The sequence below is a fragment of the Planctomycetota bacterium genome (assembly GCA_016872555.1).
GTDB lineage: Bacteria > Planctomycetota > Planctomycetia > Pirellulales > UBA1268 > F1-20-MAGs016.
Map to the genome: position 1 here is coordinate 17,978 of VGZO01000044.1, position 15,960 is coordinate 33,937.

15 protein-coding genes are annotated in these 15,960 nt (G+C 71.6%); 6 read left to right on the forward strand and 9 right to left on the reverse strand.

What is annotated here, in order from left to right:
* Nucleotides 1–76 precede the first annotated feature (76 nt).
* Entirely contained in the window at nucleotides 77–604 is a 528-nt protein-coding gene (locus tag FJ309_13510) for a hypothetical protein (GenBank protein ID MBM3955609.1), read from the forward strand.
* A gap of 231 nt (nucleotides 605–835) precedes the next feature.
* Here FJ309_13510 and FJ309_13515 read toward each other — a convergent pair whose 3' ends face one another.
* Nucleotides 836–1,045, reverse strand: coding sequence for a hypothetical protein (locus FJ309_13515; protein MBM3955610.1), 210 nt, complete (start codon nucleotides 1,043–1,045; stop codon nucleotides 836–838).
* Nucleotides 1,017–1,559, reverse strand: coding sequence for a hypothetical protein (locus FJ309_13520; GenBank protein ID MBM3955611.1), 543 nt, complete (start codon nucleotides 1,557–1,559; stop codon nucleotides 1,017–1,019). The genes FJ309_13515 and FJ309_13520 overlap by 29 nt, the downstream gene beginning before the upstream one ends.
* A gap of 93 nt (nucleotides 1,560–1,652) precedes the next feature.
* Between FJ309_13520 and FJ309_13525 the strand changes: the two genes are divergently transcribed.
* Complete coding sequence (locus FJ309_13525) at nucleotides 1,653–2,201, forward strand: molybdopterin adenylyltransferase (GenBank protein MBM3955612.1); 549 nt, start codon at nucleotides 1,653–1,655, stop codon at nucleotides 2,199–2,201.
* Between the two features lie 6 nt (nucleotides 2,202–2,207).
* Here the strand turns inward: FJ309_13525 and hemB are convergent, their stop codons facing one another.
* The 6 genes from hemB to FJ309_13555 form a co-directional block, all read right to left on the reverse strand.
* A complete protein-coding gene (hemB, locus tag FJ309_13530) occupies nucleotides 2,208–3,236 on the reverse strand; it encodes a porphobilinogen synthase (GenBank protein ID MBM3955613.1) in 1,029 nt (342 codons plus the stop codon).
* A gap of 15 nt (nucleotides 3,237–3,251) precedes the next feature.
* The gene (locus FJ309_13535) at nucleotides 3,252–3,803 is read right to left on the reverse strand and encodes a 6-carboxytetrahydropterin synthase (GenBank protein ID MBM3955614.1); all 552 of its coding nucleotides are present in this window, start codon (nucleotides 3,801–3,803) and stop codon (nucleotides 3,252–3,254) included.
* Complete coding sequence (locus FJ309_13540) at nucleotides 3,787–4,623, reverse strand: metal-dependent hydrolase (GenBank protein ID MBM3955615.1); 837 nt, start codon at nucleotides 4,621–4,623, stop codon at nucleotides 3,787–3,789. The genes FJ309_13535 and FJ309_13540 overlap by 17 nt, the downstream gene beginning before the upstream one ends.
* A gap of 42 nt (nucleotides 4,624–4,665) precedes the next feature.
* The gene (locus FJ309_13545) at nucleotides 4,666–4,908 is read right to left on the reverse strand and encodes a hypothetical protein (protein MBM3955616.1); all 243 of its coding nucleotides are present in this window, start codon (nucleotides 4,906–4,908) and stop codon (nucleotides 4,666–4,668) included.
* Nucleotides 4,909–5,071: 163 nt separating this feature from the next.
* Entirely contained in the window at nucleotides 5,072–6,331 is a 1,260-nt protein-coding gene (locus tag FJ309_13550) for a DUF1552 domain-containing protein (GenBank protein ID MBM3955617.1), read from the reverse strand.
* A 79-nt stretch (nucleotides 6,332–6,410) separates the two neighbouring features.
* Complete coding sequence (locus tag FJ309_13555; protein MBM3955618.1) at nucleotides 6,411–10,619, reverse strand: DUF1592 domain-containing protein; 4,209 nt, start codon at nucleotides 10,617–10,619, stop codon at nucleotides 6,411–6,413.
* 199 nt (nucleotides 10,620–10,818) lie between these two features.
* Between FJ309_13555 and FJ309_13560 the strand changes: the two genes are divergently transcribed.
* The 4 genes from FJ309_13560 (at nucleotide 10,819) to FJ309_13575 (ending at nucleotide 14,279) form a co-directional block, all read left to right on the forward strand.
* Nucleotides 10,819–11,073 carry a hypothetical protein gene (locus tag FJ309_13560; GenBank protein MBM3955619.1) on the forward strand — a complete coding sequence of 85 codons (255 nt, stop codon included), beginning with the start codon at nucleotides 10,819–10,821 and terminating at the stop codon, nucleotides 11,071–11,073.
* Nucleotides 11,063–11,641 (forward strand): hypothetical protein, encoded by a 579-nt coding sequence (locus FJ309_13565; protein ID MBM3955620.1) that lies wholly within the window; start codon nucleotides 11,063–11,065, stop codon nucleotides 11,639–11,641. Before FJ309_13560 ends, FJ309_13565 begins: the two co-directional genes overlap by 11 nt.
* A gap of 114 nt (nucleotides 11,642–11,755) precedes the next feature.
* Nucleotides 11,756–13,144, forward strand: a complete 1,389-nt coding sequence (locus FJ309_13570) for an amidohydrolase family protein (GenBank protein ID MBM3955621.1) — start codon at nucleotides 11,756–11,758, stop codon at nucleotides 13,142–13,144.
* A gap of 4 nt (nucleotides 13,145–13,148) precedes the next feature.
* Entirely contained in the window at nucleotides 13,149–14,279 is a 1,131-nt protein-coding gene (locus FJ309_13575; protein MBM3955622.1) for an aminotransferase class V-fold PLP-dependent enzyme, read from the forward strand.
* 9 nt (nucleotides 14,280–14,288) lie between these two features.
* Here the strand turns inward: FJ309_13575 and FJ309_13580 are convergent, their stop codons facing one another.
* Nucleotides 14,289–15,620, reverse strand: a complete 1,332-nt coding sequence (locus FJ309_13580) for a hypothetical protein (GenBank protein ID MBM3955623.1) — start codon at nucleotides 15,618–15,620, stop codon at nucleotides 14,289–14,291.
* Between the last annotated feature and the right edge of the window lie 340 nt (nucleotides 15,621–15,960).

The window sequence follows — 15,960 nt, forward strand, 5'->3', positions numbered from 1 at the left end:
CCTCTTTCGACCGTCACGATTCAGCGCAGGTACAACCGACTTTTCTGTTCCCGAAGACCGCAGATCGCAGTGGATCATGACCGGCCGACAATTCTACGACTGGCAAACCGCGGGCGGTGCCGACGACGTGATGCGGATGGTCGATGCTCTCGAACGCGCCGAGATGCACTGGTGCGCCATCGGCGGGATTGCGGTCAACCACTGGGCGGCCGAGCCGATGGTCACCCGTGACGTCGATTTCGTGGTCGCCTTGGACGAGATCGAACGGGCGGTGGCGGCCCTCGAATCCGTCGGCTTCACGGCTGAGCGGCACGCCTGGTCGGTCAATTTCCGCGGCCGCTCGCAGGTCAGCCTGCAGCTCAGCACCGAGGAGTTTTATCGGGACTTTCCGGCCCGGTCGATGGCGGCCGACATCCACGGCATTCTGCTCCGCGTGGCCGCGCTCGATGACACGCTCGCCGGGAAGATCAAGGCCTGGCGCACGCCGGAACGGCGACCGAGCAAGTCGATCAAAAACCTCGCCGACATCGCCCGGCTCGTAGAGGCCCATCCGGCGCTCGAGGCAAAGCTTCCCCAAGACGTCGCCCGCGCGATCGCGAGATGAATCTGCGGGCCGAGGTCAGCCGAGCGACGGGCGACAGGCGCATCGTGCACCGTGGCGCCGGGCGGTAAGGTTTCCGTCCAGCGATCTCCCGCCGTGATCAGGTGGCCGTTGACTGTCCGTGGAAAAAGTCATCCACGACCTTTTTCCACTTCGGACACCCCGAGAAAAGCCGGGGCTTTTTCGGGGTGTCTGCCGTCGCATCCAGCGGCGGATCACTTTGGCCACGGTCTGCTAAAGGCTGCTGCCGCCGCCGGGGAGGCGGCGGCGGAGGAAGTTCATCCGCGCTTCGACCGGTAGCGCGAGCCTGCGGAGGATGAGGTCGTCGAGCTGGCGGTCGGTTTCGGCGGCCAGCACACCCCGGGCGCGCCGGTCGCGCGCCGCGGCGGCCGACCGCGACGTGCGGGTTCCCCGATCAGCGATCTTGTTTTTTCGCGCGGCCACGGCGGCCTCCCGGGGGTTTTGTGGTCTCGGTCGCCGGGGCGACGGCGGGCGCTTGCCCGCGGAGCAGCGCTGCCGTCCGCTCGAGGATCGGCAGGACCGCCAGATCCCGATCCCGCCCGGCCGCCCGCTTGCTCGCGATGATGTCGTCGAGGGCTGCCACGAGCGTCTTGCGACCGTCGATCTCGATCGCGACGGCCCGGCTGCGGAGCGACTCGAACGACCGGACGCCATGGATCACCGGCATGAAGTCGGCCTGCAGCCCGCTGGAGTCGGCTGAAAGCCGGTAGAGCCGCGAGACCGGATAGAACGGCCGGAGGATCACGGCGTCGAGGCGCTTGGCGATCCGCTTGAGCTTCACCAGGTTCGCCACGGTGTCACGAAACATGAAGTCGAAATCGAGCGTCGTCACCGGTGCTCCGAGCAGTGCCGCGGCGGCATTGCCGATGAGCACGGTCTCGAGCTTCTCTGCGGAAAGTCCGTCGAGGAGCGCACCGAGGAACGGGGTGGCGTTCATCCTGCCGAGTGTATCCTCAGGTCGTCGTGCCTCGGGGCGCCGCCGCCCGGTCCTGCGATCCCTCGTCGGCATCGCCGCCCTGCTCATCGCACCATGAACGCTTCTCCGGCGCGCATCGGCATCCTCACCGTCTCCGACCGGGCCAGCCGCGGCGAGTATGCCGACGAAGGGGGCCCGGCGATCCGTGCCTACCTGGCCGAGGTGCTCGCCTCGCCGTGGGAGCCACTCGAGCGCGTCGTGCCCGACGACATCGATTCGATCGCGGCCACGATTCGGGCGCTGGCCGACGCCGGCTGCTGCCTGATCGTGACCACCGGCGGCACCGGCCCGGCGCCGCGCGACGTCACGCCGGAGGCGACCGAGCGGGTGTGCACCAAGCTCCTGCCGGGCTTCGGCGAGCTGATGCGGAAAGTGTCGCTCGACAAGGTGCCGACAGCGATCCTCTCGCGGCAGACCGCCGGCGTCTGTGGCGGGGCGCTGGTGGTGAATCTGCCGGGCCGGCCGCGGAGCATCCGCGAGTGCCTCGAAGCGGTCTTTCCCGCGATCCCCTACTGCATCGATCTGATCCACACCGGCGCCCCCGCGCCCCCGCGCCTCGAGACCCGCCCGGAAAGGCTCGTCGCCTTCCGTCCGAAGGGTTGAGGGAAGTCAGCCGCGGGCCGCCAGCGCCCGCGCGAGCACGGGCGCGAAGTAGGTGAGGACGGCATCGGCGCCAGCCCGCTTGATCACCAGCACGCTCTCGGCGGCGGCCTTGTCGCCATCGAGCCAGCCGTTGGCGGCGGCGGCGCGGATCATCGCGTATTCGCCACTCACCTGGTAGGCGAGCGTCGGCATCCCGAACGTCGTCTTCACCCGGTGGATGATGTCGAGTGCCGTCCCGGCCGGTTTGACCATCACCATGTCGGCCCCCTCGGCGACGTCGAGGGCCACCTCGCGCAGGCTCTCGAGCGTGTTGGCCGTGTCCATCTGGTAGGTCTTCTTGTCGCTGACGCCGAGCTTGGCCGCGGTGCCGAGCGAGGCGTTGCTGCCGACCGCGTCGCGGAACGGGCCGTAGAAGGCCGAGGCGTACTTGGCGGCGTAGGAGAGGATCCCGACGTCGTGGCGGCCGGCGGCGTCGAGGGCGGTGCGGATCGCGCCGACACGGCCGTCCATCATGTCGCTGGGGGCGACGACATGGCAGCCGGCCTCGGCGAGGACGAGTGACTGCCGGCACAGCACCGCCACCGTCTCGTCGTTGACGATCCGGCCGTCGACGAGCAGGCCGTCGTGGCCATGGGTCGTGTAAGGATCGAGGGCGACGTCGCAGATGATCCCGACGGCGTCGCCGGTCTCGCGGCGCACGGCGCGCACGGTGCGGCAGACGAGATTCTCCGGATCGACGGCGTGGGATCCGTCGACGGTCTTGCGCGCCGGATCGGTGGCGGGAAACAGGGCGATCGCCGGGATCCCGAGCCGGGCCGCCTCGGCCGCGGCGCGGACGATGCCGTCGATCGGCAGTCGCTCCACGCCGGGCATCGCCGCGATCGGCGCGGCGGCGTCGTGGTCGTGGACGAACATCGGCCAGAGGAGGTCGGCCGGCGTGAGCACTGTCTCGGCGACGATGGCGCGGAGCCAGGGATGCTGGCGGTTGCGCCGCATGCGCGTGGCGGGGAAGGAGCCGAGTCCTGGATGGTGCATCGGAGGGGCCTTTCGTCAGCGGCGATCGACGACTTCGGCCGTGCCGGGGGGCACTGGGGGCGCCGGCGGCGAGCCGGTGCGGGAGGCGATCGCGCACGACTCCTCCGACTCCCACACGCGGACCTCGCGGGCAATGACGCCGAGGTCGGCGAGGACCGCGGGGCAGACCACCTCGAGGAGGTAGCGGGCCATGTTCTCGGCGGTGGGATTCCAGGGGAGGAGGAACAGCTTCGACGGTGTCGAGAGCCGGACGGCGGCGATCGCCTCGGCGTCGTCGACGAAGAGGATGAAGGCGTGGTCCCAGTGGTCGTCAAGCCAGCCGAGGAGGCGCCGCTTGATGAGCGAGAAGTCGACGATCCGGCCGACCGGATCGACCGCCGCCGCGCCCGCCGCCGCCACGACCTCGACGTCGACGCGGTAGTTGTGGCCGTGGAGGTAGGCGCACTTGCTCTCGTGGCGCCACAGCCGATGGCCGGCGCAGAACCGCAACTGGCGGAGCAGTGCCAGGCTCGTCGCGGCGGTGGCGTGGTCCACGGCGTCGGCCCGCGCCTCAGGCGTGGGCGACATCGGCGACCTCCACCCGGATCGGCTGGATGTCGAACTTCGGATTCTGCCCGAGGAACCGGCAGGGGTTGTTGTGGAAGATCTCGATCGCATCCTGGAGCGAGTGGCCGCGGCGCCGCAGCTCGAGGATGCACTCCTGGAGCGTGAACGGATCGCTCGGGCCCCAGTCGGCCGACGAATTGACGAGGATCCGCTCGCGGCCGTACTTCTCCAGCATGTCGACGGCACGCTTCGGCGAGCACTTCGTGATCGGATAGAGCGTGAACCCCACCCAGTAGCCGGCGTCGAGGCAGGGCTTGATCGTCTGCTCCTCGACGTGGTCGATCCAGATCCGCTCCGGATCGACGTCCATCCCGGCGAGGACCTCGAGGACGGTCTTCGTGCCGTGGGCCTTGTCGGCGAGGTGCGGGGTGTGGATGAGGACGAGCTGGCCGTGCTTCATCGCCATCTCGACGTGGGCCTGGAGCGACTCGATCTCGTTCTTCGTCGATTTGTGGAGGCCGGTCTCGCCGACGCCGAGGACCGTCGGCTTGGCGAAGAACTCGGGGAAGTGCCGGAGCACGTCGCGGGTCAGGCCGGGGTTCTCGGCCTCCTTGGGATTGACCGCCACCCAGCAGAAGTGGCGGATCCCGTACTGTGCCGCGCGCGTCGGCTCGAACTCCGAGATCTGCCGGAAGTAGTCGATGAACGTCTCGGGGTAGAGCCGGTCGAAGCCGGCCCAGAAGGCGGGCTCGGCGACTGCGACGACGCCGCTCATCGCCATCCGCTCGTAGTCCTGCGCCGTGCGGGCGATGGCGTGGTAGTGGGGCTGGATGATCTGCATCGTGAGGGTCCTCGGGGAATCGGCCGGCGGCGGAGGGGGCGGTCAGACCGAGGCGAACAGCTCGAGGAGGGCCACGGTCCGCTCGCGCTGCGGGCGCTCCTCGGCGACCAGCGCCAGCGCCTTGCGGATCAGGTCGAGCCTGCGCTCCGACGCCGTCAGGGCGCCGTTGCCGGCGCCACTGCGGGCGACGGCGGCGTCGTAGCGGTCGAGGTAGGCGGCGATCTCGAGGAGCTGGTGGCGCGACTCGAGGAAGTAGTTTTCGGCGACTTGGGCAGGGGACAGCATGGGGCACCTCGGAAGCGGGGCCGGACGGGTGCGGACGCCGGAAAAATCATACCCCGGCGACCGGGTGCGGGCAGGGCGCGCCGCGGCAGCGGTCTTGCGGTCCTGCAAGCGTCGCCGTGGCAGGGTGTGACACTCGCAGCGGTGGTGATGCCGCGCCGGCCGGTCAGACTTCGGCGAGCGGCGCCGTGGCGTCGCCGAACGTGCCGGGGCGGACGTCGAGCTTGTCCATCATCGAGAGGAACAACCGGCACAATTGCCTCTCGGGCTTGCCCGTGTAGTCGAGCACCCGCCCGCTCTCGAGCCGGCCGCCGGCGCGGCCGAGGAGGACGACGGGGAGCTGGTCGTTGTCGTGTTTGGCCCCGGCCATCATGCTCGAGCAGAGCATGACCATCGAGTTGTCGAGGAGCGTGCGCTCCCCTTCCTCGATCGCGTCGAGGCGGCGGGCGACGTGGGCCATCTGCTCGAGGAAGAACTGGTTGACGCGCAGCCAGTCGTCGCCGTCGGAGTGGGAGAGGAGGTGGTGGATCATGTAGTCGATCCCCTGGGCGGGGTTGTCGACGCGCGGGAGGTTGGGGAAGCGGAGCGCCGAGTGGTCGTTGTTGAGCTTGAGGGTCACGACGCGCGTGGTGTCGGTCTGGAAGGCGAGGACGAGGATGTCGCACATCAGCCGCATGTGCTCGGCGACGTCCTGGGGGATGCCGTCGGCCGGCCGCGGCCGGTCGGGGGCGGCGAGCGCCGGCCTCCACCCCTGCAGCTCGCCACGTGTCCCGGCGCCGGCGATCCGGCTCTCGACGTCGCGGACGCTGTCGAGGTATTCGTCGAGCTTCCGGCGGTCGGCCGTGCCGATCCGCCGGCGCAGGTCGCCGGCGTCCTCGAGGACCGCGTCGAGCACGCTCTCGTCGCCGCGCTGCGATCCCTCCGTGAAGAGCCGGTCGAAGGCCAGCGCGGGAAACAGCTCGAGCGGTGTCGGTGTCGTCGGTGAGCTCCACGAGATGTGCGAGCTGTAGAGCATCGAGTAGTTCTTGTGGACCGAGGGGTTGGCCTTCTCGCAGCCGAGGACGAGGCTCGGGACTTTCGTCGCGCGGCCGTGGGCCGCGGCCACGAGCTGGTCGAAGCTCGTACCGGAGCGGATGTCGCCGCCGCTGGCCAGCGGCGCCCCGGAGAGGATGTTGCCGGTCTGCGAGGAGTGGATGTTTCCCTTCCGCGCTTGCTCGTGGTACAGCCCCTTGACGAACAGGAGCTTCTCGCGGAACGGCTCGAGCGGTTCGAGGACGCGCCCGAGCTTCATCCCGGCGCCGCTCCCCTCCGCCCACCACTCGCGGGAGTGGTAGCCGTTGCCGGAAAACAGCACCGCGAGGCGCAGCGGGGGGGTGGCCGCCGCCTCGGCCCGGGCGGCGAGCGACTCCATCCAGGGCAGGGCCATCGACACCCCGAGGCCGCGGAGAGCGGTGCGGCGTGAAACGGCGGCTCGTGGCATGACGGGTCTCCTCCGGGATGGAACGTCAATCGGCTGCATCGCGACCGCGGATCGAGCGGAACTGGGGGCTGGTGACGATCGCCTCGATCGCCGTGCCGACGCGGTGGTCGGCGGCGGCGAGACGCTCCTGGATCGTGTCGAGGAGCGGCTCGTCGGAGAGCTGCACGCCCCGGCCGAGGGCGTAGCCGAGCAGCTTCCGGCAGAACTGCCGTTCGACGTCGCGGCCGCGCTTCCCCCCGAGCCAGTCGCGGAGGCCGTCGACGCCTGCCACGGCGGTGCCGTCGGGGAGCGTCGTCCGGTCGTCGATCGGGTGGCCGGCGGCGTCGGCGGTACGGCGCCGGCCGATGGCGTCGAACCTCTCGAGGGCGAAGCCGTAGGGGTCGATCCGGCGGTGGCAGGTGGCGCACGATTCGTCGGCCGAATGGCGGGCGATCAGCTCGCGCTCGGAGAGGCCGGCCGGCAGCTCGTCGGCCAGCAGTGGGACGTTTTTCGGCGGCTTGGGGAGCTTCTCGCCGAGGATCACCTCGGAGAGCCAGTTGCCGCGGAGAATGGGGCTGGTGCGCGAGGCGCCGCTGGTCGTCGCCAGCGTGCTGGCCAGGCCGAGGATCCCGCCGCGGCCGAACGTCCGGACGCCGTCCACGCGCCGCCAGTGGCTCCCCTCGACGCCGGGGATGCCGTAGTGGGCGGCCAGAGCGGCGTTGAGGAACGTGTGGTCGGCGTTCACGAGCGAATCGATCGGCCGGTCGTTGCGGAACAGGTCGTCGAGGAACAGCACCGTCTCCTCCTCCATCGCGGCGCGGAGGGGGTGAAACGTGGGAAATGCCTCGGCGCTCTTCTCGTCGTGCGTGGCGAACCCATGGACGTGGAGCCACTGCGTGCCGAACTCCTCGGCCAGCCGCCGCGCGCGCGGGTCGGCGCGCATCCGCCGCGTCTGGGCGACGAGCACGGCGTCGTCGGCAAGCGCGCCGCTGGCGGCCACCGCCAAAAGCTCGTCGTCGGGGAGCGACGACCAGAGAAACAGGCTCAGCCGCGTCGCCAACTCGTATGGTGTGACCGGCGAAGCGGCACTGCCGGCGCCGGGTGCTTCGAGCCTGTAGAGAAACTCCGGCGCCACCAGCACGCTGGCCAGCGTGAGCCGGATCGCCTCTTCGTGGGAGTGCGACTCGGCGCGGAGGCGCCGGTACAGCCCGCGGAGTCGTTCCTCCTCCGCTGCCGCGAGCGGCCGACGAAACGCCCGGGCGGCGCGGGCGACGACGGCGTCGACGTGGGCCGGCTCGGTCGCCACCAGCTGCCGCGCGAACGCCTCGGCGCGGGCGACGACGTGGGGGCGCATCGGCGTGAACGACTGCACGCCGGCGGGGTTGTCTTGCGTGGCGTATTCGATGAGCTGCTCGAGGGCGTCGCGCAGTTCGAGCGGCTCGCGGCTGACGTACTCGAGCCCTTCCCAGGCCCGGTCGAGCCGGGCGGTCTGCTCGGCGTCGAGGAGGAGCCGGCGGAGGTGGTCGTCTTCGCGGAAGAAGACGTTGAGCGTGACGACCTCGTCGACCGGGACGATCTTCACGTAGCAGGGGGCCGTGGGAAACAACTCCCGGAACGCGGCGAACCCCTCCTCGATCCGCCGCGCGGCGGGAGACCCCGGAGCGGCGATCACCGCCGCGCCGGCGCGCAGGCCCGGCTCCCCAGCGGGCGCGCCCCCCACGTGCAGCGCCGGCTGCACGCAGGCCGTCGGCGGAGCCTGCGGATGGAGCGCGGCGGCGGTGACCAGCTCGCTCCCCGCGGCGAGATCGGCGGGGATCTCAACCGTGAACCGGTCCGGGGCCGCCACACACAGGTCGGCCGGGCCGACCGCCAAACCATCGGGATGGTGGCCGAACGCACCGGCCCCGGCAGGCGCGGGGGCCGCGAGCCAGGCGCGGAAGCTCGGGGCGAGGACCGGCCCCGAGGGGGAAAGCAGGAGGCGGGCGAGCGCACCATCGGGGCCGTCGGGGAGTTGGCCGGCCTGCGCCGCGGCGAGGAGGCGCGAGAGCTCGGCAGCGGCAGCCGCACGCTCGGCGCCGGCCGGTGCGGTGAGCCAGCGGTCGAGGACCGAGCCGGGAGGGATCGCGAGGGCTCCGGTCGGCTGGTCGGGCTCGTGGGCGAAGTGCCACACGCCGGCGCGGCCGCGGCCGTCGGCGTGGGGATTGCCGGCGAGGATGTCGGGCGACACTTCACCGGCGAGGTGCCAGGTTTCGTCGCCGTGGGCGATCGTGAGGTCGACGGCGGTGAGGTCGCACACATGGCTGCCGTCGCGCGGCCCGACGACGAGGCAGATCGCGTCGCCGGGCTGCACGGCGACGCCGGCGAGCGGGCCGGCGGTCTTGGGCTTCGGCTCGTCGGCAAACCCACTGGCCAGCGTCTGGCGGACGCCGCCGCGCCGCACCTCGAGGCTCCAGGTGGTGCCGTTGCCGCAGCCGACATGGGCGCGTGTCACGACGGAAGAGACCGTCACCGCGCCGGCGACGGGGCTCCGCCAGGCGACGATCACGCGCTTCGTGGGGGCGGGGTGGACGGCCACGCCGTGGGCGCCGAGCGTGCCGGGGATCTGCACCGACTGATCGGAGGCGTTGGCAACGACACTCAGGGCGTCGGCGGCGACGAACCCGCGCACCGCCTCCCAGCCGCCGATCCCACGCTCGGGGGTGGCGAGGAGGTCGAAGTCGACAGGCCCGGCGCCGATCCCCAGCGCCCCGAGCCACCCGGCCAGGAGCAGCGGATCGACGCCGCGCCGCGCCGCCAGCGCCTCGAGCGCCGGGGGCGCCCCGGTCGCCTCGCGCAGTTCGTCGGCCGCCGCCAGGCTCGCCGCGGCGCTGCTCGCTAGTTCCTGCCGCCAGCCGGCCAGCGCCGCCGACAAGCGCCCGACGTCGGCCAATGCCACGTCGCCGCGCCCCGGTGCCACCAGCCGCGGCCGCTCCCAGACGACGACATCGCCGGCGGCACCCCCGGCGCCGTCGCCACAGTCGCCGGCGTCGAACGAGACGGCGACGGTGGCGCCGGTGGGGGCGTCGGGGAGGCGGATCCGGAAGTCCTGCCGGGCGACCAGCGGCGACCGCGCCTCGAGCCAGGTCTCGGGGCCGTCGGGGCGGCCGAGGCGCCGGCCGATCTGGCCGACCTTGTTGAAGCGCCACAGCGCCCCCTGCCATTGCCGGACGCGCTCGGCGAGGCCCGCGGCGTCGGCCGGCGCGGCCGTGGCGAACGCGCGGCGGAGGTCGTCGAGTGGCGATGGCGATTCGGCGGGGGCCGGCACCGACAGTGCCGCATGGAGGATCCCGAGGTACTTCGGGCTCAGGCCGCGCTGGGCCGCGACGGTGGCCACTGCCGACGGATCGGCCGCGAGGCGGCCGCGCTCCTCGACCAGCGCCCCGAGGTACGCGCCGACGGGGAGAAAACCCTCGCGCCCCATGTCGAGCTCGATCCCTTGCTCGACAGTCGTCTGCCCGCCGCGGCCGGTGGCTTCGAGCGGCACGGTGAAGGTCCGGTAGATCGCCCGGATCCGCGCGAGCAATTCGTCGGTGACGTCGCGGTGGGTCGTGCCGGTGGAAAACCCGATCCCGTCGGGCAGGAGCACGGCGTGGTCGGTGACCACCTTGGCGGCGGCCAGGTACTTCTCGAACAGCGCCGGCGACATCGCCAGCGTCTGGCCGGTGTTGGTGAAGCCTTCGCCGGCGCCGCTGTCGGCGGGAAACTCACGGGCCGGCTCGAGGCTCTCCAGGCCCGTCAGATCGCGGATCGCGAACGTGTATTCGGCGTTGTTGAGCCGGCGGAGCACGACCCGCCCCGGGTCGCCGGCATGGGCGCGGGCCTCGGCGCGGAGAAACCCCCCGAGCCAGTCGGCAAGCGCCGTGCGCTCCTCGGCGGTCGGCTGCACCGCTTCGCGCGGCGGCATCTGCCCGGTGACCACCATCTCGGTGGCCCGCTGCCAGGTGGCGACGTCGCGCCGCATCGCCTCGGGGGTGAGGTGGGCAAGATCGATATCCCCCTCGACCCGATCCCCGGCGTGGCACTCCTGGCAGAACTGCTTCACCAGGGCCGACGGTTCGACCGCCCGGGCGGCGGCACCGCCGCCGAACACACCGATGGCTACGGCCAGAACCCCCGCGAATGGCCGCGCGAGCGACGGGACAAAGGCCGGCATGGCATCCCCTCTGGCCGCTCCACGTTGAGGGCCGTGCTGCTCCACGGCATCGCGGCGAGCCATCACTATAACGCCGGACGAAACCGCCGGGGCCGATGGACTGGCGACGGATCGCCATCATCCCGGGCATCATGCCAGGGGATTGTGCCACACGAGACCGGGAAAACGGGCGAAGTCACCGTACCTTCGGCCCGACGTCGATCGGAGCGGCGGTGCCGAGGGTAGAGTGAGGCGTGCACCGGCTCTTTCCGCCGAGGTCCGCATGCCCACCCCCTCCCGGCCTGCCGATGGCAGCGTTGTTTTTCCCGACCATCGCGCCCTGATCGCCGCCGACGCGCGGCGGTTTCGGGCGCTGCCGGCTGCCGAGCGCTGGCGGGAGATCTTCGCCCTGCGGCACTGGGCCGCGCGGCTGGCGCGGTCATCCGCCCGCGGCGACACGATCGGGCGCCTCGAGGATCTCGAGGAGGCGCGGTGGCAGGCCATCCAGCGGAATCTGTTCACGCGCCATGGCGGATGAAACCGGCAGGCCCATCGACGCGATCGAGGCCGCGCTGACGGACGTGGTCGCGGTCCTGACGAAGGCCAACGTGCCCTACGCGCTGATCGGGGGCCTGGCGACAGGGTACCGGTCGCGCCCGCGGTATACGAAGGATGTCGATCTGATCGTCGACATTCCCCAGATCACGCTGCCCGCGGTGCTCGCTGCCCTCGGCGGCCTGGGCTTCGAGTTCAACGACCACGACGTCATCGAGGAGCTCGCGCGGCATCACATGGCGGTGCTGTGGCGCGACGGGGTGCGTATCGACTGGCTGAAACCGCTCCTGCCCGCGTACCGGCATGTCCTCGAGCGAGCCTGCACGGAACCGGGGCCGGGGGGGACCCTTCGCGTGGCCACCGCGGAGGGCCTGATCCTCCTGAAACTGTTCGCCTTCCGTCTCCAGGACCAGACCGACATCGAGGCGCTCGTGGCTGCCAATCGGGGCGCGCTGGACATCGACTGGATCTCGACGGAGTGGCAGACGGTGTTCGAGCCAGATGACCCGCGGCTGCACTGGTTTCTCGGCCTGCTGTCGATCGACCGCTAGCTCTCCGTGGCCCCGACCGGCCGTGTCGCCGCCGGCCCGATGCGGTGTCTCGGCCCGTGCGATACCCTGGGCAGGCGATCCGTGCCCGGGTGGCACGACTCCAGGAGCGCTGCGATGAACCGAGCCGCCGACCCAATCCCGCACGGCTGCGACTCCGCGCGCCTGTCGCGGCGCCGCGCGGGAGCCGTCGCCGGAGCGCTCGCGGCCGCGGCGTGGCAGCGCGGCAATGCCCCGCGCGCGGAAGCACCGGCAGGCGGCGGCCGGCCGGTGGTGTTCGTCGGTGGCGAGGTGCTGCCGATCTCGGCGCCGCCGATCGCGGTGGGGACCGTGATCGTCACCGCGGGGAGGATCACCGCCGTCGGCCCTGCGGCGACCACGGCCGTGCCCGCCGACGCCGAGCGGATCGACTGCACGGGCAAGGTGGTGATGCCGGGGCTCGTCGACACCCACAGCCATGTCGGCGGCGGCTGGGGAGGTGACTCGAGCGCGCCGATCCAGCCCGACGTCCGCGTCCTCGACAGCATCAACGTCCGCGACGCCGGGTTTCGCAAGTGCCGCGCCGGCGGGCTCACGACGCTCAACATCATGCCCGGCTCCGGGCATCTCCTCTCCGGCCAGACGATCTATGCCAAGCTCCGCCGGGCGACGACGATCGACGACTTTCTCATCCGCGATCAGGCGGGCCGGATCGTCGCCGGGATGAAGATGGCCAACGGCACCAACTCGCAGAGGGACCCGCCGTTTCCCGGCACGCGTTCCAAGTCGGCGGCGCTGGTGCGGCAGAAGTTCCTCGCCGCCGATGCCTACCGCCGCAAGCTCGCCGCGGCCGGTGGCGACGCGGCCAAGACCCCCGACCGCGACCTCGAACTGGAGGGGCTCGTCGAGGTGCTCGACGGCCGGCGCGTCGTCCACCACCACTGCCACCGCGCCGACGACATCCTCACGGTCCTGCGCCTCAAGGAGGAATTCGGCTTCAAGGTCGTCCTCCACCATGTCAGCGAGGCCTGGAAGGTGGCGGAGCAGTTGGCCCGCGCCAGTGTCGGCTGCTCGGTGATCGTCGTCGACGCTCCCGGCGGGAAGATCGAGGCGGCGGAGATGTCGCTGGCCACAGGCGCGATCCTCGAGCGCGCGGGGGTACCGGTGGCGTTTCACACCGACGATCCCGTCACCGATTCGCGGCTCTTTTTCCGGGCCGCGGCGCTGGCGGTGCGGGCCGGGATGTCGCGCGACAAGGCGCTCGAGGCGCTGACCCTCGCCGGAGCGCGGATGCTCGAGCTCGACGCGCGGATCGGGTCGCTCGAGGTCGGCAAGGATGGCGACTTGATCGTGCTCTCGGGGGATCCGCTGGCCCTGCGCACCAAGGTGCTGGGCACCTGGGTCGAGGGAGTGCGGGTCTTCGACCGCGACGATCCCGATGACCGGCTGTTCGCCGTCGGCGGTTACGGCGCCGGCCACGACCAGCGCGCCCACGGCTGTTGCACCGACAACCGGCTCAACGAATAGCCCGATGCTCGACGACGCCTCGCGCCGGCGTGACTTTCCGTCACTGGCCGGCATCACCTACCTCAACACCGCCGCGGAGGGAATCCCGCCGCCGGCGGTCGCCGAGGCGCTGGCCCGCTACGCCGCCGACAAACTTCTCGGCATGGATGGCCGCGAGCCCCATGGCCGGGTCCACACGCTGGCCCGCCGCCGCGCCGCGGAGCTGCTCGGCCTGGCGACCGACGACGTCGCCCTCTGCTCGTCGAGCTCCGAGGCGTTCAACCTGGCGGCGCTGGCGCTCGCTCCCCGCGATGGCGACGAGGTGGTCGTCAACGACCTCGATTTCCCCGCCGGGGCGACCCCCTGGCTGCAACCGTCGTCCCGGGCCACGGTGCGCGTCTGGCGCCACCGCGACGGCCGCCTGCACACCGAGGACCTGGCGCGCGAGCTCTCGGCGCGGACGCGGCTGGTGACGGTGTCGCTGGTCAGTTTCTATAACGGCTTCCTCCTCGATCTCGCCGCGACCGCCGCCGTCGTCCGCCGCCACTCCCCGGCGCTCGTGGCCGTCGACGTGACGCAGGCGCTCGGGCGGATTCCGCTCGATCTGTCCGCGGCCGACCTCGTCGTGTCGAGCACGCACAAGTGGATCCTCGCCACCCATGGCGGAGGGATCGTCGGCGTGCCGCCGCACCGCAAGGGCGAGTGGACCGTGCCGGCCGGGGGCTGGTTCCATCTCGAAGACGCGTTCGGACCCGACCGTTTCGCGCGTGCCGTCAGCCGGCCGGGGGCGGCCGGATTCGCCGTCGGCATGCCCAACTACCCGATGGCCTACGCGCTCGAGGCGGCGCTTGCCTACGTCGGCGGGATCGGCGTCGCGGCGATCGACGCCCACGCGCGGCCGCTTGTGATGCACTGCCTGGAGGGGCTGCGGGGCTTGCCGGTCGAGCTGCTGTCGCCGAGCGATCCCGGGCACCTCGCCGGGATCCTCGCCTTCCGCCACCCCCGCGCCGAGGCGATCCACGGCGTGCTGCACCGTGCCGGGATCCACGTCATGCACACGGCCGGCCGGATGCGCGTGGCGATCCATGGCTACAACACCGCCGCCGACGTCGAGCGGTTTCTCGCGGTACTCGCCTTGGCGCTGGCAGCGGTGTGAGGTCGGTCGTCATTGCCCGCGCCGGGTGTCGGCCAGGAGGATCACCACGCGCCGGCCGTCGGTGAAATAGGGGTCGCCGGTGAGGTTTCGCCCCGGGCTCGCACGCTCGTGGCGGTCGCCGCCGCCGACGTAGCCTGCCGCCTGGACGCGGCCGGCGGCGAGCAGGTCTTCGAGGACGTAGTCGCGTGCCTCGTCGATGTCGGGGTCGATCCGGTGGGTGGTGAGGTTCCACGCCCGGAGCGTGAAGCGCACGCCGATGTCGCGGCTCACCTGCCCGACCCACACCGGCTTGCCGCCGAACGACAGCCGCGTGAGCCACAGCCGGAGGTGGAGGCGCTCGTTGATCGTGCGGCGCGTGCGCTGCAGGGCGATGTCCTGGTCGCGGCCGAAGAGGTGCAGGGCGCTGACCGGCGAATAGCGGTAGCTCGACCCGAGCAGGAATGCCCGGGCGGTCTTCCAGCAGGTCGCCAGCGTGATCGACTCGCTCTCGTCCCACCGCGCCACGAACGCCGCCAACAGCGCCGCGAAGCTGCCGATGACGACGAGATTGACCGGGTCGCCGTGGCGCGTGGCGGCGGCATTGGTCGTCGTCGGGGGGAGCGCCTCGAGGCGCGTGGCGAGGTCGGCCAGCGCGCAGTCGACGACGTCGGCCGGCGGCACGAAGGAGGAGAAGTCGCGGCGCAGGTAGTCGGCGTCGATCCCCGGCACGGGGACGGTGAAGTGGAAGTCGGCCGCCGGCGGCGGTGGGGCGGCGTCGGCTTCGCGGGCAAACGCCTCGCCGGGTCGGCCGAGCGACACGAGGCGCACGTGGACCGCCTTGGTGCCGGCGTCGGCGGTGGCGAACACGAACCCCTCGGCGCTGCCCCCCGGCTCGACCGGCACGAGGCGGAACGCGAGCTGCCGGAACAGGTCGTCGATCCGCCGGTTGGCCCGCCACGCCGAGAGGAGCTTGAGCGGCGCGAGGAGGACCAGCGGCAGGAGGAACCACCCCAGCGCCCCGAACGCCGCCAGGCGGCGGAGGAACGAGTGGTGGCAGACGCCGGCCGCTTCGGTGGCCGTGAAATACGCCGGATCGAGGCTCACCACCTGGAGGCGCAGGCCCTCAGTGGAGCGGTTTTCGACGCGCACCAACACCGGCTGGATGCCGTGCCGGTCGAGGGGCACGCCGAAGATCCGCCGCGACTCGGCGGTGGTCGGCACCGCGACGGTGACCCGCGCCAGGGCGTTTTCCTGCTTCTGCGACCGGGCGAGAAACGCGCGATACCCCGGCTCGGGGTCGTAGACGACGATGAACAGCCCGCGGAGCCGGTCGGGGATGGTGGCAAGGACACGATCGATCATCGGCGTCGCTCGCGGTTGCGGCAGCGGAAGTTCCTGAGGCTCTTTTCGCGGAGCCGCTCCACACCGTGGCGTGACTTTTGCCGGATGCCGGGGTCAGGTGAAGCGTGCCAGATTGACGTGAGGGTAGGCCAGGATTCGCCGATCCAGGGTCACCAATTGACTCCCATGCGCCCTGGCCGTGGCGACGATGATCTGATCCGCCGGATCGTTGTGAGGTCCATCCGGGATCTTTGTGGGTGGATGACAGGAGACGACATGCCGGCATTCCCATGACAGGGCCAGCCAAGCCCCCTCCGCCGTCGCCCTCGCATCGGCCCGTCACCCCTGGCTGCGGGTCGAT